Annotated in this window: 16 protein-coding genes and 3 pseudogenes; 6 read left to right on the top strand and 13 right to left on the bottom strand. The window is 49.0% G+C overall.

Going from position 1 to position 22982, the window contains the following annotated elements; all coding sequences use genetic code 11:
- Positions 1 to 4: 4 nt before the first annotated feature.
- Together EGY08_RS22090 and EGY08_RS22085 are read right to left on the bottom strand one after the other, a co-directional pair.
- Positions 5 to 1027 (bottom strand): hypothetical protein, encoded by a 1023-nt coding sequence (locus EGY08_RS22090; RefSeq protein ID WP_123828903.1) that lies wholly within the window; start codon positions 1025 to 1027, stop codon positions 5 to 7.
- 487 nt (positions 1028 to 1514) lie between these two features.
- Positions 1515 to 1961 (bottom strand): annotated as a pseudogene (locus tag EGY08_RS22085) (hypothetical protein); the annotation flags it as partial.
- 91 nt (positions 1962 to 2052) lie between these two features.
- On the opposite strand from EGY08_RS22085, the gene EGY08_RS22080 reads away from it, so the two are divergent.
- A protein-coding gene (locus tag EGY08_RS22080) for an IS3 family transposase (RefSeq protein ID WP_096913407.1) occupies positions 2053 to 3254 on the top strand; the annotation gives its coding sequence in 2 pieces (ribosomal slippage) (positions 2053 to 2368 and positions 2368 to 3254; 1203 coding nt in all).
- A gap of 36 nt (positions 3255 to 3290) precedes the next feature.
- Here EGY08_RS22080 and EGY08_RS31120 read toward each other — a convergent pair.
- Positions 3291 to 3593: pseudogene (locus EGY08_RS31120) on the bottom strand (LEM-3-like GIY-YIG domain-containing protein); the annotation flags it as partial.
- Positions 3594 to 3804: 211 nt separating this feature from the next.
- Positions 3805 to 4032, bottom strand: a complete 228-nt coding sequence (locus EGY08_RS22070) for a DUF1272 domain-containing protein (protein ID WP_072051147.1) — start codon at positions 4030 to 4032, stop codon at positions 3805 to 3807.
- Between the two features lie 567 nt (positions 4033 to 4599).
- Between EGY08_RS22070 and EGY08_RS22065 the strand changes: the two are divergent.
- Positions 4600 to 5090 (top strand): annotated as a pseudogene (locus EGY08_RS22065) (integrase arm-type DNA-binding domain-containing protein); the annotation flags it as partial.
- A 65-nt stretch (positions 5091 to 5155) separates the two neighbouring features.
- Here the strand turns inward: EGY08_RS22065 and EGY08_RS22060 are convergent.
- The 7 genes from EGY08_RS22060 to evgA form a co-directional block, all read right to left on the bottom strand.
- A complete protein-coding gene (locus tag EGY08_RS22060) occupies positions 5156 to 6169 on the bottom strand; it encodes a fimbrial protein (RefSeq protein ID WP_004123822.1) in 1014 nt (337 codons plus the stop codon).
- Between the two features lie 14 nt (positions 6170 to 6183).
- A complete protein-coding gene (locus EGY08_RS22055; protein WP_123828902.1) occupies positions 6184 to 8682 on the bottom strand; it encodes a fimbria/pilus outer membrane usher protein in 2499 nt (832 codons plus the stop codon).
- 11 nt (positions 8683 to 8693) lie between these two features.
- Positions 8694 to 9371: a molecular chaperone gene (locus EGY08_RS22050; RefSeq protein WP_004123828.1), complete on the bottom strand. Its 678-nt coding sequence runs from the start codon at positions 9369 to 9371 to the stop codon at positions 8694 to 8696.
- 46 nt (positions 9372 to 9417) lie between these two features.
- Positions 9418 to 9936 (bottom strand): fimbrial protein, encoded by a 519-nt coding sequence (locus tag EGY08_RS22045; RefSeq protein WP_004123832.1) that lies wholly within the window; start codon positions 9934 to 9936, stop codon positions 9418 to 9420.
- A gap of 102 nt (positions 9937 to 10038) precedes the next feature.
- The gene (locus tag EGY08_RS22040) at positions 10039 to 10557 is read right to left on the bottom strand and encodes a helix-turn-helix transcriptional regulator (protein WP_004123835.1); all 519 of its coding nucleotides are present in this window, start codon (positions 10555 to 10557) and stop codon (positions 10039 to 10041) included.
- A 459-nt stretch (positions 10558 to 11016) separates the two neighbouring features.
- The gene (locus EGY08_RS22035; RefSeq protein ID WP_235891267.1) at positions 11017 to 13986 is read right to left on the bottom strand and encodes a response regulator; all 2970 of its coding nucleotides are present in this window, start codon (positions 13984 to 13986) and stop codon (positions 11017 to 11019) included.
- A gap of 212 nt (positions 13987 to 14198) precedes the next feature.
- Entirely contained in the window at positions 14199 to 14828 is a 630-nt protein-coding gene (gene evgA / locus EGY08_RS22030) for an acid-sensing system DNA-binding response regulator EvgA (RefSeq protein ID WP_004123841.1), read from the bottom strand.
- A 311-nt stretch (positions 14829 to 15139) separates the two neighbouring features.
- On the opposite strand from evgA, the gene EGY08_RS22025 reads away from it, so the two are divergent.
- The 4 genes from EGY08_RS22025 (at position 15140) to EGY08_RS22010 (ending at position 19893) form a co-directional block, all read left to right on the top strand.
- Complete coding sequence (locus tag EGY08_RS22025; RefSeq protein WP_123828901.1) at positions 15140 to 16684, top strand: PTS transporter subunit EIIC; 1545 nt, start codon at positions 15140 to 15142, stop codon at positions 16682 to 16684.
- Between the two features lie 11 nt (positions 16685 to 16695).
- On the top strand, positions 16696 to 18057 hold the full coding sequence (locus tag EGY08_RS22020) for a 6-phospho-alpha-glucosidase (RefSeq protein WP_004123845.1): 1362 nt from the start codon (positions 16696 to 16698) through the stop codon (positions 18055 to 18057).
- Positions 18058 to 18250: 193 nt separating this feature from the next.
- Entirely contained in the window at positions 18251 to 19021 is a 771-nt protein-coding gene (locus EGY08_RS22015) for a MurR/RpiR family transcriptional regulator (protein ID WP_004123848.1), read from the top strand.
- 113 nt (positions 19022 to 19134) lie between these two features.
- A complete protein-coding gene (locus EGY08_RS22010) occupies positions 19135 to 19893 on the top strand; it encodes an IclR family transcriptional regulator (RefSeq protein ID WP_004853370.1) in 759 nt (252 codons plus the stop codon).
- Between the two features lie 4 nt (positions 19894 to 19897).
- Here the strand turns inward: EGY08_RS22010 and EGY08_RS22005 are convergent, their stop codons facing one another.
- The gene (locus tag EGY08_RS22005) at positions 19898 to 21517 is read right to left on the bottom strand and encodes a glycoside hydrolase family 43 protein (protein ID WP_123828900.1); all 1620 of its coding nucleotides are present in this window, start codon (positions 21515 to 21517) and stop codon (positions 19898 to 19900) included.
- 12 nt (positions 21518 to 21529) lie between these two features.
- On the bottom strand, positions 21530 to 22909 hold the full coding sequence (locus EGY08_RS22000) for an MFS transporter (protein WP_004123857.1): 1380 nt from the start codon (positions 22907 to 22909) through the stop codon (positions 21530 to 21532).
- Positions 22910 to 22982: the final 73 nt, after the last annotated feature.

Genomic DNA, 22982 nt, shown 5'->3' with positions numbered 1-22982 from the left:
AAGGTTAGAATTTAGGATCTAATTTCCTCATATTGTTCGCATGAAATTTAGCGCAATCACGCCAAATACCAAGTGACTCAGCAACCTTAACGGCTTCATCTTCACCTTTTATAATAACATGATATCGACCACTAACGATTTCGTTTAATCTATTTTTAGCTAAGTTAACAACTTTATTTTCATTATAAGATGATGGTTCAAATGCAAGTTTGCATGACATGTAGATGATACCTTCAACACCCATTTTTTTTATGATGTATTTATTGATGTCTTCGAAAATTAATCTTATTATGTGAGAACAAAGCAACGACGTTTTTGGAGAGATGAATATATCTTCATTATATTCAAATTCACTTAATGGTTTACCTTTTGGGAAGTTTCTCTCTACTGACTCTTTTAATTCTTGGGATTTTGATATCTCTGATAGCTTATGAGATGCTTTGGATTGCCTATGAGCTATTGAATTTCTAACTGCTGAAAAATACTCATAAATCGGAAGGAATGTCTTTATGTTTTTCATGTCCCATTCGTGTGAGTCATATAACCTTTCAATTTTGTTACTACTGGTTGATTCCGATTTTTTATCTTGAGTGTTATTAAACATCGCCCAACTTGAAAACCAAGAATCAATATCGACAATACAATCATCCAAAGCAGAAAAACTGCCAAATATAGCCATTTCACTTACATACCAATACAGCATCTCTTGCGCTAATTCTTTTTTCTTTAATTGATAATCCAATTCATTATTATCATCTACCTTATCTGGTCTTTTTGATGATATTTTACTTTTTAAACTTGATTCATCGACTGGAGGGTTTGGAAGTGAAAAATTCGGCGGGAATTGCCAAGATTTATCAGTTTTCTTAATGAGCTCATTCATTTTATTTTCATTGCCTGGCGTCAATAAATATTCAATCACATGATTAAGTGATGAGGTTAAAACCTTAACCTTCGTATTTAATCCTTCATGAAATAAATGGTAATTTAAAAAAGGTTCAGTTACAGCATATTCTAAGTCTAACATTTTTCATCTACCTTTGATTGTGACTTTATATATTATCCGTTTCAAGTATATCTTGATGTATTAGCTAACACCCCACACTTTCACTGCTTGTTCAGAAATCTATTTTTGAAAATCATTAGTCTTATCTCTCTGAAGTCCAGGGGCGATATATTTGTTTAATCCACCGATTAACTCATTGAAGTTTTCATTTTATAGCTCCATTAACATAAGTTGATTAGCCATATAGTATATATCCTTTACTCTTAAATTAAATCTTCTAACCATATTAAATGGCTTCTTACTCTGTATAAAGAAAATTTTTTCATGATTGTGAATCACTACAGTAACTCTTGTTAATCGATAGGCGTTTTTACCCCTCACAGGTATTAACTCCTGCTTTTACTTTAGCGGATGCTATGTCCGCTCCTGGCACGAAGCGGACATTGGCAGCCTCAACAACATGAGAAGCATTAAGGTGTATTAACCAATGGATGGAAAGCAAGTCGGTTTATTGTGCCAGCCCAACTTTTACGAAAGGGCTACCGTGACTGCGCGATTTTTTGATTAGCTTGCCTACGTATAATTCTCTGACTTCTGGTGATGCAATTCGCCCAACAAACTCTGAACGGTTGGTTTCGGGGGGGATAATCAGTTCCCGAGTAAAGTACTGTTGAGAGCCTGCCTTTAGCCAGCACTGTATCTCGTAGACTTCCATCACCAAACCGCCGTAGGTTGCGTATGCAAATTGCAGGTTTTCATCTTTTGGTACTTTTGCCCAGACGCCACGCGTAGCTTCATATAATGCAAGTGCACTCATGCCAGACTTGTAGGTGCTGTTTAGCAAAAAAGCGAGCCCTGCATGTTCAGGTGCAATTTCCGTCTCTTGCTTAAGAAGGAGATGGTTGAGCTCATCCAGCGTGATTCGCCCCATAAGTGAGCTGCTTCCTCGTACTTTGTAGACTGGCCCCATGAATCTCCAGACAGTTGGTATCACTTAAATTAGTGATAGTCTTAATACTAGTTTTAGACTAGTCGTTGGAGTCCGAATGATTGATGTTCTAGGTCCAGAGAAGCGCAGACGGCGCAGCGTTCAGGAAAAAATCGCCATTGTTCAGCAGAGCTTTGAGCCCGGAATGACCGTGTCGCTGGTCGCCCGTCAGCATGGCGTTGCTGCCAGTCAGCTGTTCCTGTGGCGTAAGCAATATCAGGAAGGCAGTCTCACTGCGGTTGCCGCGGGTGAACAGGTTGTACCCGCGTCGGAGCTGGCATCTGCAATGAAGCAAATTAAAGAGTTACAGCGCCTGCTGGGCAAAAAAACCATGGAAAACGAGCTGCTGAAAGAAGCCGTTGAATATGGCCGACAAAAAAAGTGGATAGCGCACGTGCCCTTGTTGCCGGAGGATGGCGAATAAGCCTTGTCAGTCGTTGCCTCCGGGTCTCACGTGCGCAACTGCATGCCATGGCCCGTCGGTCGAAGGGCTGGCAGGATCGTCGGTGCAAGCGCAAGCCTGATGATACTGAAGCGCTGGCTCGTATCCATACCGTTATCGACGATCTGCCCACCTATGGTTATCGTCGTGTATGGGCACTGCTGCGCAGACAATCAGAAACTGACGACATGGCGGTGATCAATGCCAAACGCGTATACCGCATCATGCGTCAGAATGCGCTGCTGCTTGAGCGTAAACCGGCAATACCGCCCTCGAAGCGGGCGCATAGAGGGAAAGTGGCCGTTGGAGAAAGTAACCAGCGGTGGTGCTCCGACGGCTTCGAGTTCAGCTGTGATAACGGTGAAAAACTGCGGGTCACGTTCGCACTGGACTGTTGCGATCGCGAGGCACTTCACTGGGCGGCAAGTACCGGTGGATATGACAGTGAAACCGTGCAGGACGTCATGCTGGGTGCAGTAGAGCGTCGCTTCGGTAACAGGCTGCCGACATCCCCCGTTGAGTGGCTGACAGACAACGGTTCAGCCTACCGTTCTCATCAGACGCGTCAGTTCGCCAGAATGGTAGGACTGGAGCCAAAACATACGGCGGTACGTAGTCCAGAAAGCAACGGAATGGCGGAGAGCTTCGTGAAAACGATGAAGCGCGACTACATCAGCATCATGCCAAAACCTGACGGGTTAACAGCGGCAAAGAACCTTGCGGAGGCCTTCGAACATTACAACGAATGGCATCCGCACAGTGCACTGGGATATCGTTCGCCACGGGAATATCTGCGGCGGCGAACCAGTAATGGGTAAAGCGATAAAAAGTGTCTGGAAATATAGGGGCCAATCCACTTTGTTGGTCAGTTCTCCAACACCTAAGAGATCAATACATGTTGCTTCAACAAGCTTGGCGGTTGCCTCATCCATGCCATGGCGTAGTATGTCGATTCCCAGATTTCCTGTTTTTAACAGATGATTAATTCGTTCTGATTTCGGAGAGCCATCATTACACTTTATATGATCAAGACAGCGTTCTGACTTGCCTTTGCCTATATAAAACGGTTTTTTTAATACATCTTCAGTGTCATAAAATGCATAGACATAGAACTTAGCCATCCCTAACGCTTTCGAGTATTTTGAAAAATCTTTCACAACCTTGCTTCCTTAGGACAAAAGTACTTAATTTCCCTATCGGCACTATAGTTCAGAACTTAAGAGCAAAACAAATAGCATATAGATTGACTGATCTGCCCCCATTGATAAATAAGGACCAAAGTTAGCAACGTCCGCGTGTGGCATTCTGCGGACGGCTAGCAAGATCATGAAGAGCGTTATAAGCAAGGAGCGAACATAGTTTTCATCTCTACTGTTTATAGCGACGCTGACTGGATGCAGGGTGTCGCAGGAGGGATGCTTCGGGGCGTATTGGACGTCGCACCAGCTCCCCTCCGCAGTTCGGACACCGGCCATTAAGTCGTTGGGTCACGCAATCGACGCAGAATGTGCATTCAAATGAACAGATGAATGCCTCTTTTGATTCAGGTGGCAGATCTTTATCACAGCATTCGCAATTAGGACGGAGTTCAAGCATGGTGCTCTCTTATTGTTAAAGGGGCATCATTAGATATATCAAAGGCAAACTACCTGTATCGCCTTCAGTTGTTAGTGTGTATTAGGTGAGCATGGTCTACAGTCTGGAAAATTCAAGAGAGTGAATTATCAGACAGAAACGCTCACTTTCGGAAACGAACGACAAGCCTATAGCGTCCACCAGAGCTTAAACCAGCACGGAAAATCCTGCTCCCAACAATCAACTTAAAAATCAAACAGATAAAAAAATCTCTTCTATATCAACATCATCGCCACTCTTTTTGCGCCTTCCCTTTCTCGCAAAAAATCAAAATCTCCAACAAACTCAACCATCTCCCCCACCAATTACAAGGACGCCAGCACCAAAATTCTCCATCGGTGATTACCAGAGTCATCCGATGAAGTCCTAAGAGCCCGCACGGCGCAAGCCCTGCGGGCTTTTTTGTGCCCTCAAATTGTCCCGCGAAGTCCGAAGAGAACTAATTAAATCCGAACCTTTTAGGCCCATTGATAGGTCCAACGAAAAACTCTATTGTTTTCGTTGGCCCTAAAAGCATGGAGACGACTCATGGCACGACGAACCAAGCCGTTAACGGATACGGAAATCAAAACCGCCAAACCTAAAGATACCGATTACCAGCTATACGATGGTGATGGGTTGACGCTGCTTATCAAATCCAGTGGAAGCAAACTCTGGCAGTTCCGTTATCATCGCCCCTTAACAAAGCAGAGAACCAAGCAAAGCTTCGGCGCCTACCCTGCTGTCTCACTTTCCGATGCGCGTAAACTCAGAGCTGAATCTCGTGCATTACTGGTAAAAGAGATCGATCCTCAGGAACACCAGAAAGAACTGGCAAGGAATACCTGGAAGCAAAGACCAACACGTTCAAACTTGTCGCTGAACGTTGGTGGAACGTCAAGAAAACCAGCGTTACAGAAGACTACGCCGAAGATATCTGGCGTTCACTGGAAAGAGATGTTTTTCCTGCAATTGGCAATATAGGCGTCACCGATATCAAAGCCCATGTATTGGTTCAGGCGGTACAACCGGTACAGGCCAGTTTTCTAATGAAATCGCTCCCAGCAATCCACCTTACATAGACATGCATGAAGCGGCAATCTCGTTATTGATAAGTCATCGTAAATGACAGCACGCCGTTCGCGGTACCGGTAGTGATCTTATCCCCAGTCTGATAATAACGCGCCTTTAGAGGTACGCTGAATCCACCGCTTGCCGAGGAAGTCCCCACGCCGACATCCGAACCCAGCGCCATCGGCTGATTATTATAAAGCAACTGAATGCCCACGCCCGTGGCAGCATTATTGCCGCTGGTCGTATTGATCACTCCTCTTGTTGCATCAAAAATATTCCCCTCCATTTTGACGCTAACCCGGGTTCCAGCGTTGCAGGTGAGCGGGAGATTGAACGACTGGGTATAGGCGTCACCAGGAGTAGAACCTTTGCCGCTGAAGGCGCGTTTATCGACCTCTCTCATATCAACAGGTATCGCTGCCGTCGCCAGCTTACAGGCCGGAGTTGTCACCGTGAAGGCGTTGATATTGACCTCCGCCTCAGGGGATTGCCAAAGCAGCGAATTATTCAGTAAAACCAGCGCACCTACGGATTTCGCGGTTATCGTGCCGGATCCGGTTTCGGTTGCCGTTTTATAAAACGTCACCGTTACGGTGCCATTTAACGTCGGGCTAATCATTCCGCTGGTGTTCTCACAAAGTTTAGCGGTATTGATATCGCCCCGGATCGTATTGCTGCCGGTAACCGCCGCACTGCCACCGGCGCATTTTGTCGTTGAACCCGAGATGGCATAGCCAATACCGGCAACGTTGGTTTTATACACGCGCCGACCGTTCACCATCGAATCAAATGTGCCGTTCGCAATCACGCCTAAGGTCTGATTGGAGATTACGCCATCAGCAGAGTTGTAACAGCTGAACGCATTGATGGTTGGCGTCACAAGCTGAGTGCCGATAACTGCACCAATAGGGAGATCGCGCGATATCGTAATATTCTGCGGCGAGACGGTGGTTGAAGGCGTTGGGGTCGTGCAATCCCAGGCCAGAGCAGCTTGAGAAAATATCCCCAGAGCAGCAAAAATCAGGGTGATGACAATCGGTTTCATTTTTTCTCTCCTGCTTAATGGCATGGTGCAGTAACGTAATGCGTGGTGTCTGAAAACGAGGTTATCTGATATGTTGCGCGGCAGCTTTCACCCGCCCAGTTCACCTCCACGGTCCCCTTCTCCGGTGCGCCGTTTAGCCAGACCCGCTGGCGCTCGTCAACGATGCCATCCGTCAGGTTATCGCGATTTTTTATGCTGGCCGTCGCCCCAAACGGGATCTCTTTTCTGGACAGCTGTAGCATGATTTTGTATCCCGTTACGGTGGGGTAATCTGCCAGCGCTAAAGCACCTTTCGTGGGCACTACCGTACGAGTATCATTGAGAACATCCGTGTTGTTATTCAACGTGGCGGTATCCAGCGATAGACTGTTCTGCCGATAGGGCGTCACATATGGCACCACGGCAAAACCTTTACTGTCGGTATAAATCCCACCATTGTTTGCCACTTTTACTCCAGCGGCGTTATCCGCTTTTACCAGCGCCATGGTCTCGCCGAGCGGCTGAGTCGCGGCGATACCGTATGGATGCACCACCAACCCGCCCATCGCGCCTGCTGAAAGCTGGCGGCTATCACGAGAATAGCTGTAGCCAAGCTGATACTCTCCATGGCGCCCTTTATAGTTGACGGAAGCGCTGCCCATCGTATCGGAGCCTTTGCTGTTATAGCCCTGCTGCACGTTCCAGCTCAGGTTTTTATCTTCCAATGCAGAGCCGGATAATCCCATCTGCGAAACGCTATCACCTTTCTTATTGCTGCTAGCAGAGAGCGTCATCCAACTGTCCGACAAGAAACGTGACAGCGGGACCTGCATCGTAAAAGCGACAATATGATCGTTGTCATTGCGCCATGGCCCCTTCGAATAGCTATAGTTCAGGCCATAATTGATATTGTTAACGCTGGTGTTGTATCCCACATTCACACTGCGCTCGCTATCACCTCCCCAGTAATCCTGCTGCCAGGCGGAAAGATTTACGTTACCCCAGTCACCGATCCTTTGATTCAGCGTGACCTGAGCTTTACTGCGTTTATTACGTTGATAGCGCCAGTTGTCATCAAGCCGCGTTTCATCACTTACCATGCGGAACGGATTCACATCGCCGTTTGCTTCCTGAAAGTCACGAAAGCCCGATGAGGAGTAGCGGTAGCCCATCAAACTCAGAGAGGTTCCGGTTGTCGCAAAATCCTTGGCATACTGCGCGCGTAACGAAACCCCCTCCTGGGTCTTCTCGGGTAATTGCGAATGGGCAAATGTGGTATCAAAAGAGAGCGAACCAAGGTCGCCAAATCCTTTCCCCATTCCTAATGCGCCAGCCCAATAATCTGCTGAAGTCAGCATTCCGCCGTAAGCCGTGGTATCCCAGGGTAAACCATAGCTCAGAGTCGTTTGCAAAAACGTTGGTTCCTTATCCTGATCATTTGCCGCCCGATACTGCCCCACAGCCAGCGCATATTTAAACTGGCCTTCCCGCTGCATTACCGGTACCGCGGAAAAGGGCTGGATAAACTGATGTACCGAGCCATCCGCTTCACGTACCGCCACGTCAAGATCGCCGCTGGCGGCAGTGGGATATAGGTCGTCAATCACAAAAGGGCCTGGTGGAACATACGACTGCCAGATAATGTTGCCACCCTGACGTATGGTTACCTGGGCGTTACTTTGTGCGATACCGCGCACCACGGGAGCAAACCCGCGTACGCTTTCTGGCAGCATTGAGTCATCCGAATAGAGCTGAACACCACGAAAATTTACGCTGTCGAAGACCCCGGACCGGGTATAACCATCACCCGCGCTAAACTGGCTCTTCAGCGTTTTTATATCCCGCTCAAGGGAGGTAGCAATGGTGTTCCAGCGACTCATTCCGTTGTTGTTATAGGTTGAATAATTACGCAGCCGCCAGGGTCCGACATTAATGCCGCTACGCAGGTTTAAATAACTATCGTTTTGCGATTCAGTGCCGCCATGGTTATTGGCGGCGGAAAAGTTATAGTTCAAAAACAGCATATTTAGTCCATCGTCCCACTGAGCCGGTGATACCGAACCCTGAGGATCCCGTCTCAGATACTCCTGGGGAACAGAGAGCTCAAGCCGCATTCCATTAAACTGAAAATGAAGCTGACTACCGGGCAGTAGGTTGCTGATATTTTCAACCGTCGCTGATTCATCCAACGCCATCCAGTTGGGCTGCGCATTTGGCTTCACGCCCCATTGCGTAAAATCTGCACGGGTCAGCACTGGCATTAAATCGCTTTCATGACTGACAAATACGATGTCGCGCGAGTCGACGTAATTTCCGTTGAGATAAACATCGACATGATACACGCCGGGCATCTGCCCGTCGGCTTTGCTAAAACGGGAGATATCAACATCACGAGGAAGATTTCCGCGAGTTTCAATAAAATCCGGGGCAAAATAATCCTCAGCCAGTAGCGCTGGGACATAAATGCATAAAAAAATAAGCGCAGCTAACTGAGTTAATTTTGCACAACCTGACATCGCATTAAACTGGAGCATGAATAATTAACCTAAATTTTAAATTTATGTTGAGCCGTAATGCCTCCAAAGTCATTTATCGCACGCCACGATACTTCACCACTCGCTACTGTTGTCTGAGGTAGCGATAGCGTCTGGAATGGTAAAACCATTGGAGGTTTTGCTAATTCTTTACCATTAACTTTTACATCATAAAGCGACACGCTATAAGGAGTCGGATTATGCACACTGAGTTTTCCACCCGCGGCGGAAAAGGTTAATTGCTGATAAGCTAATGAAGGGTCGCCTTTTAATCCTGCGGGGCGATAAAAAACTTTCATTTTACTTTTTACAGCAATCAACAACTCATTCTTCGCCTCCGCCGACGAAGAAGGTATTGATTTAATATTCAACCAATACACGCTTTCGCGGTCTTGAGGTACAGCGTTACCGGCTAACATCACACGTACAGAATTCTGCGTATGTGGATTTAATTTAAATAGCGGTGGCGTAGTGACAAAAAGGCTATCACCATCATCACTGTTCTCATTTTTACTGACCCATGACTGAATTAAATAGGGTGTATTATCTGGGTTACTTACGCTGATCGCCGCTTGATGACCAGTGCCATTATAAATTAATCGGGTGCCACCAATTTCCACACCACTGATGGCGCTTGTTGAGATAAGTAACAAACTCACAGCGATTTTTTTTAATACTTTCCGAAACATGAAGAGATCCTGAGAGACTAAATCAGGGCCACAAAGGGCCCTGCGGTTACTGATAAGTTACGGTAAATGACGTAGAGGAATTTGCTGTTCCTGCACCAACTGCGCCCGTCGCCATATATTTAGCGAAGTAGGTCAGGGTATTATTCACATCTTCCAGCAAAGTCACGCTTGCCGAGGTGGAGCCTACTGGAATAAGCGTCGTGCTATCCTGCTCATAAAGGGCCACGCCAACATTCGATGCAGTTTGCCCGTTGCTAAGAGCCAGAATAGAAGGATTCGCGGCACTGGTGGTACCATCAAAACGAATGCTGGCGCTGGAAACGCTGGCAGGGCAGGATTTCAGCACAATGTTAAAGCGCTTCGCCGCCGCCGTAGCACCATTACCACCGGTAAATGCCGTGGTAGAGATAGTGCCGAGATCAACAGGTTGAGAAATAGCGGAAGTATCAACCACGCAGGCTGTCCCCGTAATGTTTCCGGTAAAATTGATAACTCCGTCAGCGGCATTTGCAGCCTGAAATACGGACAGAGACATAAGTGCAGAAATCAGTGCAATCTTTTTCATATATAAGTTCCAGATAATTAATTGAATTTTTGAAAATAAATAAGTAATCCTAAAAAATCTTTGTAGCTTTCACCTCCATAATTTTTTAACGAGTGATACCACTCAGTTATATTCGCAAGTGCTTAACTTATAGGATTCGCTGCGCACAATATTTTGATACAGCGAAACGCGATTGTTCTGCTGAAGCTTAAATATCAGACTGCGCCGATGGGTATAAAACGTTTTCATCGTCATCCCTAGCTCAATACCAATTTCTTTAGCATCCAGGCCTTTCTGCATACAAGAGAGCACTTCTTTCTCACGACGAGAAAGTGAATATTTCACTCTATAGTTATATCTTGAATTCTTAACCAGTAAACATGAGGGGATCTCATTCAATCGACATTTTTTATCAATAAAAATGAAATCCGGCAGATGCATTAATGCATAATAGTCAAGATCATTGGTAATAAACGCAATAACTTTCCTGCCGGGAAATATGTGCTTTCGCACCTCTGACAGGTTTATCGTTTCAATGTCTATAATATAGTAGTTTTCATCAATCAACTCCGGCGTTAACAACGCACAGATGCCGACGATAAAAAAGTAATCATCAGAAAAAATGGCGTCTGACAAATCCATAAAGCTTACCTTTCCGACATAATCCTCTTTGTTATTTAGCGTCTGTAATCCCTTTCGTGTTTCGATGTAAAATTTACAGAAAATATTTTTTTATGACAGCATAAAAGTAATGGTTTTCACTTATTAAGTTAAAAACGATCGTTTCTACTATCTTTTCATCTTTCATGGATTATTAATCCATGAAGAGCGCTAATGGCCAAACCAAAAAACCAATAATAAATAAAAACATGGAATTTAAAACTAGCACAATGCATAGGTGCAACTTAATGATCTATTAGTCTTTGATAGCCAGAACCTGTAATAACCATGATTTTAGATTTTTCTTAGACAATATTCCCTTAACAGTTAACGAAATATATTGCGTCGGAACAGGGCTAATTTTACCTGGTTAACCGCAGGGTAACATCAGCGAACGCTGATAATTCTGTCAGGAAGGGCCTACAGATGTAGGACAAGAGATTATGACTGGAAACATTCGATGGACTGTTCCAGCTTATTAAGCGAACTTTCTATTTGGTCCAAAACGTTGATAAGTTCTGTCGTCGAAATAGCATCGGGCAGCCGATCTTCAAGCCGTTGGGCAATATTGACCAATTCATTAGCCCCCAGAAGCTGGGCAGTACCGTTGAGGCGATGAATATGATGTTTCACAGATGGATAGTTCTCCTCGCGAGCGGCCACTCGGGCGGCCTCCAGGTCGCGTCGATTTTCCCGCTGCGCATCGCGCAGAGCCGTGAGCATCAGCGACCGATTGCCTTGCGCCAGCACCGCCAGCCGCTTCTCATCAAACGCAGCCCGGCTCGTCTCGCTCACTTCGGCTAACAGTCGAGAAATTTGCGCAAGCGTAATCGGTTTAAAAAGACATCCCGTCATTCCCGCCGCAAGACAGCGTTCACGTTCATGCTGCTGTGCCGTCGCAGTTAGTCCCCAGATAGGCAGCTTGCTATCAAATCCTCGCACCTGCCGGGTCAAGGTGATTCCATCCATCACCGGCATATTGAGATCGGTAATAACCAGGTCGTAATGGTCCTGCTGGAGATAGCGTAACGCCTCTTCACCATTTCCGGCTTCATCGGCAGCAATACCCAGGTTGGCGAGCTGGCGTTTGAGTAGAAGACGGCTGGAGGGGTGATCGTCAGCGATTAATACTCGCAGCGCTCTGTCAATGACCGACGATGAAGGCTCGGTTGCAACGGATTCAGGAATGGCATCATATGACGTTTGCACTGGCAGGCTTAGCACCACGCGGGTCCCCCGATTAAGCTCACTGTGCAGATCAATTGTTCCTCCCATTTGCTGCATCAGCGCTCTCGAAATCGCCAGCCCCAGGCCAGAACCACGATGAAGTTCCCCCACATTCCCCTGGCTGAAGGGCATAAACAGGGACTTTTGTTCTTCGCTTCCGATCCCTGGCCCTGTGTCACTCACCGAGATCGTCAGCGTGCGATCGCGCTTTCTCGCCGACACCTGAACGCGCCCATCACGGGTGAACTTCACCGCATTACCAATCACGTTGGTCAGCACCTGTCCCAACAACTGAGGATCAAGCTGCATGGCTTCTTTGGGTTCCAGATGCGATTCATAGCACAGCGCTATTCCCTTTTGCGCGGCAAGTGCAGTAAAGAGCAATATTTTTTCTCTTATCAGGGCATCCGTATGCACCCACTTCACAACCACCTCTTGTAACCCGGACTCTATCTTTTCGAGGTCAAGAATCTCACCAATCAGTTTTAGCAATGAGCGTGAAGCCATCGCGGCATGCTCGACCGACGCTTTATCGGCAGGCGTGAGGTGGGTAGTAGACTGCTGCAGAAGTTCCAGAAATCCGACAATCGCACTTACCGGCGTGCGGATCTCGTGGCTCATGTAAGAAAGGAATTCACGCTTCTCTTCATTTGCCTTCTGGGCTTTGTTTTTTTCCATCTCGAGTAAACGCTGGGACGCCTTTCTTCTGCGAACTTGCAGTGCCAGGTAGGCCACCCAGAGTAAAGCACTTACCACCAGCAAAGCTGCGAGAGCAGCCACCAGATAGAAAGGCCGGTTATATAGCTCCCAGGTATCTATTCGGACGTCCGGCAGGCGTATCCACTTACTGACAATCTGCAAAACTTCTTTCTGCGGAATATCATCAAGCGCTTTATCAAGAATCTGCCTTAATTCAGGCTCAGAACGAGGAACACCAAAACTGATTGCCGCTGGCTGTGCTTCCGCTAGCGGAAGCCACGCTAGCTGGTCAGGATAATAGTGCTCGCTAAGGTAGCGAGCGGTCAGCTGATTGGAAATCGCGGCATCAACCTTCCCTGTTGCAACAAGATTTAATGCTACGCTGGAGTTCTCGACTTCCTCCCAGTGGATATTCGGATGACGGGTTTTCATTTTCATCAGTAGAGTGTGATCGGCGCTGATTGCCACCCGGGTCCCCGGCTGAAGCGCGGTTTCCTGTGCATCCTCCTTTCTGACCACGATGACAAACTGGGTGGTAATAAAAGGATGGGTAAAGGAGAGATCGTTTTCGCGGCTCAAATCATAGGTTGCAGCCTGTACAATATGCCAGTTGCCCTTTTTCATCTCAGAAATCATATCTTCATTCGATTTGACGACAACCGTTTCAAACTGCATTCCCGTTTGCAGACCGATCAGATTAAGAATATCCCCTATCACCCCACGTATTTCCTGATTACTATCCGCCATGGTATACGGCGCAAACCATGGATTAATAATCACCCGCAGCGTCTTGTGACTCTTTAACCACTGCTTTTCACGCGAGGTGAGATTGAGCGGTTCAAGCAGAAAAGAGAGATTGCCTTTATCAATCGTCGACTGCGCAATTTGCCCGTGGAGATTTTCATCTATCGCGCTGATGGTGCTGTTAATAATCTTCCGCAAACGCGCCTGCGCTGGTAAAAATAAAAAGTGGCTCGTTTTCTGCGGCGAAGACCAGAATTTAACCGTACTCAACGCCAGGCTGAACTCCTGCGACAGCCAGGTACTGGTGGTCAGCGAGTCCCCCATAAACCACGCATTTTGCCCGTAGGCAACAGAGCTCAGCGCTTCCTGATAATTGGCGTAATTGGCAATCTCGGCATTCGGAAACGCCTGATGAATAAAATCAGCATCAGGGTAACCTTCAACAACCGCCACGCGCGTACTCTGCGGGCTGTGTAAGGGGGCCATGACGTTTACCAGAGAAGTCACCAGCCCCGGCCAGGAATGGACCAGTGAAGCAGAAAGCTGGATCCCCTCTTCCACAGAGGGCCGGGTATCAAGGCCGGTCAGCACCGTATCAATTTCACCCGCCCTAAGTGCGCGAATCGCATCGGCGCGATTTTGATACCCCAGCACGGTAATGCGGATATTCAGCGAGTAGTGGATTAGCGTCAAATAATCCGCATTCATTCCCCGGTAGCGTCCGGTAAGCGTGGTTTGCACCAGCGGAGGCTGTCCCGGTAGATAAACCCCCACGCGTAGCGCTCTTTTCTGCTGCAGCCACCGCCTGTCATCCTCGCTCAAATAAACCGGAACCGGCGTGATGTAGCTGTAGCCAGACAGCTCCAGTTCAACCGGAGACTCGCCCTGCGCATGAACGCCATGAGCGCTAACTATCCAGATAATAAGGAGTATTGCGCGCCACGCTTTCATCGTCAGGTCAGCTTATTTTGATGGGCAAAGGAGAGGAGTTCGACCAACGATTTACAGCCTAACTTTTCCATCAGCCGCGTTTTATAAGTACTCACCGTTTTAGCGCTAATAAACATGGCTGCGCCAATCTGCGAATTGTCTAAGCCGCTTAGCATATAACTCATCACCTTCATTTCCTGCGCCGAGAGTGATTCCAGACGTTGGCTATCCGTTAGCGCAACCGTCGGTTCTTCGAGGAAAAAAGGAAAATAGCTATAACCATTATGCGCTGCATTAATCGCCGCCAGAATATTATCCATATCCTGTCTTTTACTAATAAAAGCGTTCGCCCCCGCCTGAGCGCAGCGTTTACTGTAATAACGATCGTTTTTTGCTGACACCACAATTAATATCCCGGTAAAACCCTGTGCTCTGAGTTTTTCCACCAGCTCAACGCCATTAATACCGGGGATTTCAACGTCCACAACGACGATATCCACCACCGTTTTTGCCAACGCCTTTAGGGCCGCAGCCCCGTCTTCATACTCGTTGATAATGGTAATGCGCTGCTTTTCCAGCACGCCACGAATGGCCATGCGCGCCAGGGGATGATCATCCACAATGATTGCACTACAAGATAGACACTCGCTCATATGCCCACCCGAAAGAATTTCTTCTTAAGAAACACCCTATTTACGATAATAGCCTGGCGGCACCACCGGACTGATTTATAAATGAATATTTGTTGTTCCCACGCACGTTATTCACGCAATTTTGTGCCTCTACTAATCTAAGCTACTCATTACCTTAGACACTGTTACCGCCTTCACACCCCGGAAGGTTACATGTTACTTTCCGCGTCATTTGTTTTTAAAACAATAAGATAAATAGATTCACGCCCCCTGCTCCTGCTAATTTTATGCCTGAAACGCACCCTGTGCGCAGTTCTAAAAGAGAGATAAACATGAAACGAGCTGTGAACGCCCTACAAAACTTTGGAAAATCACTGTATGGACCGGTACTTATCTTGCCGATAGTGGGTCTGTTTATCGCTTTTGGCAACGTGCTCGGTAACGGTAACCTTGCTGAATACCTGCCTTTCCTCGGCCATCCTTTCATACAGAATATCGGCCAGCTAATCGCCAAATCTGCGGTATCGGTACTGGTGAATCTGGCGCTAATCTTCGCCGTGGGTATTCCTGTTGGCCTGGCCACGCGCGATAAAGGCTACGCGGCGCTCATCGGCCTCGTGACATTTATCGTCTTTATCAACGCTATGAACATCACGCTTCAGCTACAGGATAAACTCGCGGCACCCGAGCAAATGAAAGCGGCGGGTCAGAGCATGGTTCTGGGCGTTCAGGTACTCGAGATGGGGGTCTTCGCCGGGATCCTTACCGGTGCGCTTTCAGGCTATCTCTACAATAAATACTCTCCCGTACAGTTCTCCGGGGCTATGGCAATCTACTCTGGCCACTGCTTCGTTGCCATCATCATGCTGCCGGTCTCAATGCTGCTTGGCGTGCTGATGAGCGAAGTGTGGCCGTTCGTTCAGCACGGTATCAGCGCGATGGCCCTGGCGATTAAAGGCTCCGGCCCCTTCGGTGTAGCGATTTACGGGTTTCTTGAGCGTATTTTGGTGCCGACAGGACTGCATCATCTGGTCTATACCCCCTTCCTTTATACCGAACTGGGCGGAACGCAGGAGGTATGCGGCACGGTTTATCAGGTCGCACGTAATATTTACTTCGCCGAAATGGCCTGCCCGCAGGTCAAACAGCTCAGCAGCACGGTGGTCTGGGATGCTCGCGGCATCAGCAAAATGTTCGGCCTGCCTGCCGCCGCGCTGGCGATGTACCTGACCGCAAAGCCAGAGCGTAAAGCCGCAGCAAAAGCAATACTAATCCCGGCAGCGTTGACCTCCCTGCTGGTCGGCGTGACCGAGCCTATGGAGTTTTCTTTCCTGTTCGTTGCCCCGCTGCTGTTTGTTGCCCATGCCGTGCTGACCGGCCTCGGCATGATGCTCTTTTCGCTGTTTGGCGTTCATGCGATCGGCGCGAATGGCATTATCGATTTCATTCTTTATAACCTCCCGCTGGGCACCGAGAAGTCAAACTGGCCGATGTATATCGGCGTCGGTCTCATTATGTTCGCGCTCTATTTTGTCGTATTCCGCTTCCTGATCCTTCAATTCAATATGAAGACGCCGGGCCGTGAGGATGATCAACAGGAGACGCGGCTGTATAGCAAACAAGAGTATCAGGCCAAAGGAAAAAACGACGGACTGGGCGAATCAATTATCGCTGGTCTTGGCGGGCGTCAAAATATTGACGTCGTTGATAACTGCTACACCCGTTTACGCGTCACCGTGAAAGATGTCGACATCATTGATGAACCCGCGCTCAAGGCAACAGGCGCGAAAGGCATCATCAAGCAAGGTAATAACGTCCAGGTGGTCTACGGACTGCACGTCAAGAAAATGCGAGAAGCCGTTGAGACGTTTCTCTGAAGGAGATAATCATGTTTAAACCCCCGTTCATTTTGACCATTGCCGGAGGCGGCAGTACCTATACTCCAGGCATCGTAAAAAGCCTGATGGTGCGGCTGAGCGAGTTTCCGCTGGCGGAAATCCGCCTCTATGATATTGATGAAAAGCGGCAAAATACCATCGCGCCGGTTGTTGAGAAAGTGATACGAGACCATAGCGCAACCATCCGCTTTAGCGTGACAACCGATCCCGAGGCCGCCTTCAGCGGCGCACATTTCATCTTCGCTCAAATGCGCGTGGGCCAGTATAAAATGCGCGAGCAGGATGAAAAAATCCCGCTGCGTCACGGCGTTGTCGGCCAGGAAACCTGCGGGCCGGGCGGGTTAGCTTATGGTTTGCGTACCATCCTGCCGATGGTTGAGCTGATTGATTTTGTGACCCGCTATGCGCATGAAAAAGCCTGGATTGTTAACTACTCCAATCCGGCGGCCATCGTAGCCGAAGGCGTACGCCGACTGCGACCGAATGCGCGAGTGCTCAACATCTGCGATATGCCGGTCGCAGCGATGCGAAATATGGGCGCGATCCTTGGCGTCGATCGCCATAAGCTAGAGGTCGATTACTTCGGTCTGAACCATTTTGGTTGGTTTACCCGCGTTCTGGTCGATGGCGAAGATAAACTGCCGGAGCTACGTCGCCATATCGCCAAATTCGGTTTATTAACTGAAGATGCCGCGAAAACTGACCCTCAGCACTCCGACCCGTCGTGGGTGAAAACATGGCGAAATATCCAGCCAATTATGGATAATTTCCCAGACTATTTGCCAAACCCCTATTTACAGTACTACCTGATGCCAAACCAGATTGTCGAACATCAGGATCCTGACTACACCCGTGCGAATGAAGTAATGAACGGCCGGGAGAAAAAACTGTTTGCCGCCGCCGAAGAGTATCAGCGCACCGGTGTCCTGTCGGATGCGTTTCATGTCGGAGTACACGGCGAATTCATCGTTGACGTTGCCCGCTCGCTGGCGTTCAACCTGCATCAACGACATCTGGTGATGGTCGAAAACCGGGGCGCAATAAGCAACCTGCCCTACGATGCGGTAGTTGAGATCCCGGCCTATATCACCTCAGAAGGTCCGGAACCTATCCGTGTGGGCCAGGTGCCGCTATTTCATCAAACCTTACTTCAGCAGCAGTTGGCATCAGAACAGCTGCTGGTGGAAGCGACAATTGAAGGCAGCTACGAAAAAGCGCTGCAAGCCTTTACGCTCAATCGCACCGTCCCGACAATGGCGCATGCGAAAGCAATCCTTGACGAGATGATCGACGCCAACCGCGAGTATTGGCCTGCCCTGCATAAAGCCTGGCGCGAGGGTGAAGCGATATAAAAGCGGCTTTTAACGCGGCTCAGTCCTGAGCCGCTTGTCGGCAGCGCAAAAAAAAACGACAATCTTTGCACAGGCTAACGTCACCCCCGCGTTTATGAAGGGCAGTTAACGCTATTTCGAAAGCCGGGTCTCGGGTAACCCTTTAATCTCCAGAGGTGATCTTGCTTTTCATCCCCACCATTCAGGTTGTGAAATGAGTAACCGGCTGGCGACGCTTTTAACGCGCGGTAACGCCCTGACCCGCGCGGAATATCGGGTGTTGTCGTACCTTACTGAACATCCCCTGCTGATCGGCAATATCACCGTTCGCCAGTTGGCAAAGGCCACTTTCGTCTCTACCGCTACCATTATGCGTTTGTGTCAGAAACTGGGTTTTAGCGGCTACAGCGAATTTATCTGGCACTGCAAGCAGTTGCTCTCTGAAACGCCTCACATTGCTCCTCAAACACAAATCGCCGCGGATTTGCCCGGTCTTTTCAACCAATTTATCGCTAACTATCAGCAAACTTTTCACTGGGTCACCGCGGACAAACGTGATGGCTTTTGCTCGTTGCTGCGCGAAAAGGAGAGTTTTTTTCTCTATGGCGCCGGATTTTCTTATCTTTTTGCGGAGTATCTGACAAAGAAGCTTCAGGTGTTGGGCAAAACGGCGTTTATCTCCGGACCCGGCGATAGCCGCAATATTTTCTTAAGCAATGCCGCACGGTATCAGGTGTTTATCGCGGTATCGCGCAGCGGCGAAACAGAACAGGTACTTGATAAAGCGCGGATAGCAAAAAATATCGGCATGACGGTGGTCGCGTTTACCCGCGCATCAGCCAACACCCTTGCCGGCATCGCCGATCTGCACTTTGCGCTGTATGATGAAGCGGTACATTTTGCTGCGGAGGCCTCAGGCGTCACCTCCTTTGAGTCAAACCTGGTCCTGCTGATGGATTTACTGCTGCTGGAAGCGACCGGTTAAAAACGCCGTTTCCAAAATCACTCTTCCCCAGGCCAAAGTACCGCGCTCCGGATTGATTTTTAACGATCAAACGGGTACGTTGCCTCATAAATCCAGGGAGATGGTTGTAAATCATGCCAATTATTCAATCTGTTGAACGCGCGTTACAGATCCTGAATCTGTTCAATGAACAGACGACAGAGCTAAAAATCACCGACATCAGCAAACAAATGGGGTTGAGTAAAAGTACCCTTCACTCTCTGCTCAAAACGCTACAGCTGCATGGATATATCGATCAAAACCCTGAAAATGGTAAATACCGGCTTGGCATGAAGCTGGTTGAACGGGGTTACTTTGTCGTGGGTACCATGGATATTCGCCAGAAAGCGAAAGGCTGGCTGACTGAGCTCTCTTCACGCACCGGCCAGACCACTCACCTCGGCATCCTTGATGGACGCGAGGGTGTTTATATTGAAAAAATCGAAGGCAAGCTAGCTGCCATCGCTTACTCCCGTATTGGCCGTCGCCTGCCAGTCCACGCAACGGCAATAGGCAAAGTTCTGGTGGCATGGCTTAGCAAAGAGGAACTGGAGACGCTGCTGATCGATTATTGCTTCACCGCCTACACTCCCGCCACCATTACCTCCGCAGAAGCCCTACGGAAAACGCTGGCACTGACCCGCGAGCAAGGTTACGCGTTTGATAACGAAGAAAATGAACAGGGCGTCCGCTGCGTGGCAGTCCCTATCTGGAACCATGAATCGCGCGTCATTGCGGCATTAAGCCTCTCTACGCTGACCTCGCGGGTGAACGATGAAGAGCTGGCGAGTTTTCGCCAGCAGCTTCAGGAAGCCGGGCTCCAGCTTTCGCGCGCGCTGGGTTACCCGGGCTAAATGCCTACTTTACCGTCGGCTGGTAGGTAAAATAGTCGAAATCAGCGTAGCAACCATCACCGCTGATATCTTCGCAATGCAGACCCACAAAGGCGCCGGTAAAGAAACCACGTCCGCCGACATAATCATCCGAAAGTTTCCACGCCTCATAGGTTACCGGTACCGTATGCCACTGCTTGCCATCAAAAGAATACGCATAGCGATATACCAGCTTGTCCACATCGACGCGTAACCAGATACTTTCTACGTGTTCCGGTACCACAATGGGATCGTCATGCAGCGGCCAAGAAGGAACATTATGGTCGAGCTGTAAAACCTTCAGCGTTCTGCCTCTCCCCTCTTCAAAATCCACAAAGCAATAGCTCCAGTTTTTACTGTTGTAGTAGCACGTCAGCCCTGCGCTCTGCTGAAAGTGAACGGGCGAAAACTGCATCCGCGTTTCGGCGCGGAATGTGAAGTGCTGCCAGCGGCGAGCAACCGTAGCCTGCGTAAAAGTTGAATTCAAAGAGTCATGCCCATAAAGACGTAAAAAACCGGGACGCGCGCTCAGAGAGCCTAACGTCTCGTCAAAGGGAATACGTAAGGTTTGCCACTCAGGATCCAGCGCACCATGCGTAAAGTCATCGCGCCAGTCGCCATTGTTCACGGTCGCACATTCCGTCATTTTCGGCCCGGGAACCGTTAATGGCGCGTGTTTACCGCCTTCGACATACGGCCAGCCGTCACGCCAGCCGACGCGAGCGATACCCGTTTCGCGTCCCAGCGGGCAATATCCACGTCCGCCAGAAGCAAGAAGCGGCACGCCGGGTAAGCGCAAAGGGCGGCTGGTCAGCCAGGCCATATACCATTCGCCGGTATGCGTTTCCAGCATCGAACCATGACCGCTTTTTTGCAGCGGGTTTTCCGGTGTATGCCAGCTGGTCATCATCGTCACTTCTGGGTGAAGTTCATATGGGCCGTCAATCTGCCTGGACCGCAGGATAACCACCGCATGTTCGTAACTGGTGCCCCCTTCCGCCACCATCGAATAGTACCAACCGTCTTTATAGTAGAGGTGAGCGCCTTCGGTATAACCCAGCGCGGTCCCGGTAAACAACGTTTTGCGCTGTTTTGCAAGCTCCCCGGTCGCCGGAAAATACTCTTGCAGCACAATAGTATTGTGCGGATTACTGTGATGACGCGGCCCCCATGGACGATAGATATAGTATTTACGCCCATCGCGGTCGTGAAACAGTGAAGGATCAAAGCCGCCGTTACCCATCGAGATAGGCTCACTCCATGGACCCTCAATCGAAGGTGCCGTAACCAGATAGTTACGGCCATTCTTCCACGGTGAATCAACGATTTTCACATCGGTATACAGCAGCCAGAACATTCCGTCGCTATAGCTCAGACAGGGAGCCCAAATACCGCCCGAATCTGGATTTCCTTTCATATCCAGCATCGATACGCGATTGAGCGGAATGCTCACCAGCGTCCAGTTTTTTAGATCGCGCGAGTGGTAGATACGTACGCCCGGAAACCACTCGAACGTTGAGGTGGCGATGTAATAATCCTCACCCTGGCGGCAGATCGAAGGGTCCGGATTGAAACCTGTCAGAATCGGGTTGGTGATAGTGTACATGGTAACCTCCTGTTAATGGGATATAGCTGTGGCGGCGGCAGGGAGTTCCTCACTCTGCGTGGCCCGGCGTTTAATAAGCTGCTGGCTTATCGCCTCCACTCGCGCATCGGACAGCTTGTAGAGCGACAACATGATGAACATGCCAACGTAGAGAACCACAGGCACAACGCAGAAAAGAATTTTTATCGTGCTCAGTACCTCATCCGGCTGCACGCTGTTACTGGCGGAATAGTTAACGAACGCCAGGATCCAGCCAACGACCGCTCCGCCGATAGCCAGACCAATTTTCAGGCTGAAGAGATAGGTTGAGAACACCAGTCCGTCCAGACGACGCCCACTGCGGCTCTCTTCATAATCGACAACATCAGAAGCCATCAGCCATTGCAGCGGCGTGGTGGTGTTGAACACGAATAAGAACAGGATGTTGAGAGCAAAAATAAGTGCAATATGCTGGGCTGGTGTCACAAATATCAGCAGGCTGATCAGCGAATAAGCCACGATGATCCATTTGAACGACTTAACACGATCGAAACGGCCTAAAAGACGTGAAGAGCATAGCGAGCCAAACATGGTTGCAAGGCTACCGTAGAGTAAAAACTGCGTCGCCAGCTCCGGGTGATCCATCACGTACTTCACGAAGTACAGCGTTGCTCCGCCGCGTACTACATTTGAGCAGGTTGCCATCATTTTAAATGCGCACATGATTCGCCACTGCCCGTTACCCAGCAGCAGCTTCAGATCCTTCGCCACCGAAGCCCCCGGCTGGACCGCAAAGGTATAGCGCTCCTTTGTGGTGCAGAAACACACAAACAACAGCACCACTCCGCTCAGGCCCAGTACACACATGGCGCCAAAATAGCCTGTCTGCTCATTCCCCTGGCCAATAATGCCCACCAACGGTAAAGCAATACCGCTTATCGCCAGCGATCCCGCCGCCGCGAGGAAAAAACGCCAGGATTGTAGAGCATGGCGCTCTTTCGGATCGGCGGTAATCACCCCAGGCATTGCGCAGTAAGGTACGTTAACGAAGGTATAGACCAGAGTGAGCAGGATGTAGGTTACGCAGGCGTATATAATTTTGCCATTTGCCGAAAAATCAGGCGTATAGAACGTTAACATACAGACAATACCGAACGGGATAGCTCCCCAGAGCAGGAACGGGCGGAACTGACCATAGCGGGTGCGGGTACGATCCACCAGCAGGCCCATTAGCGGGTCGGTTACCGCATCAAGCACCCGGGAGACCAGAAACAGCGTTCCCATAATACCTGCTGACAAACCAAATACGTCGGTATAGAAATAGGCCAGCAGGAACATCGTCGCCTGCCAGACAAAGCCACAGGCGGTATCACCCAACCCGTAGCCGATTTTATCCTTCATCGTTAATTGCATTCTTGAATCCCCCAACGCCAGTAGATGATACAAAGCAAACGAGGGACCTGGATGAGCGCTAGCGCATCAGGAA

This window comes from Klebsiella sp. FDAARGOS_511 (genome assembly GCF_003812845.1).
Classification (GTDB): domain Bacteria; phylum Pseudomonadota; class Gammaproteobacteria; order Enterobacterales; family Enterobacteriaceae; genus Klebsiella; species Klebsiella grimontii.
This window is presented reverse-complemented; position numbering and strand designations above follow the sequence as displayed.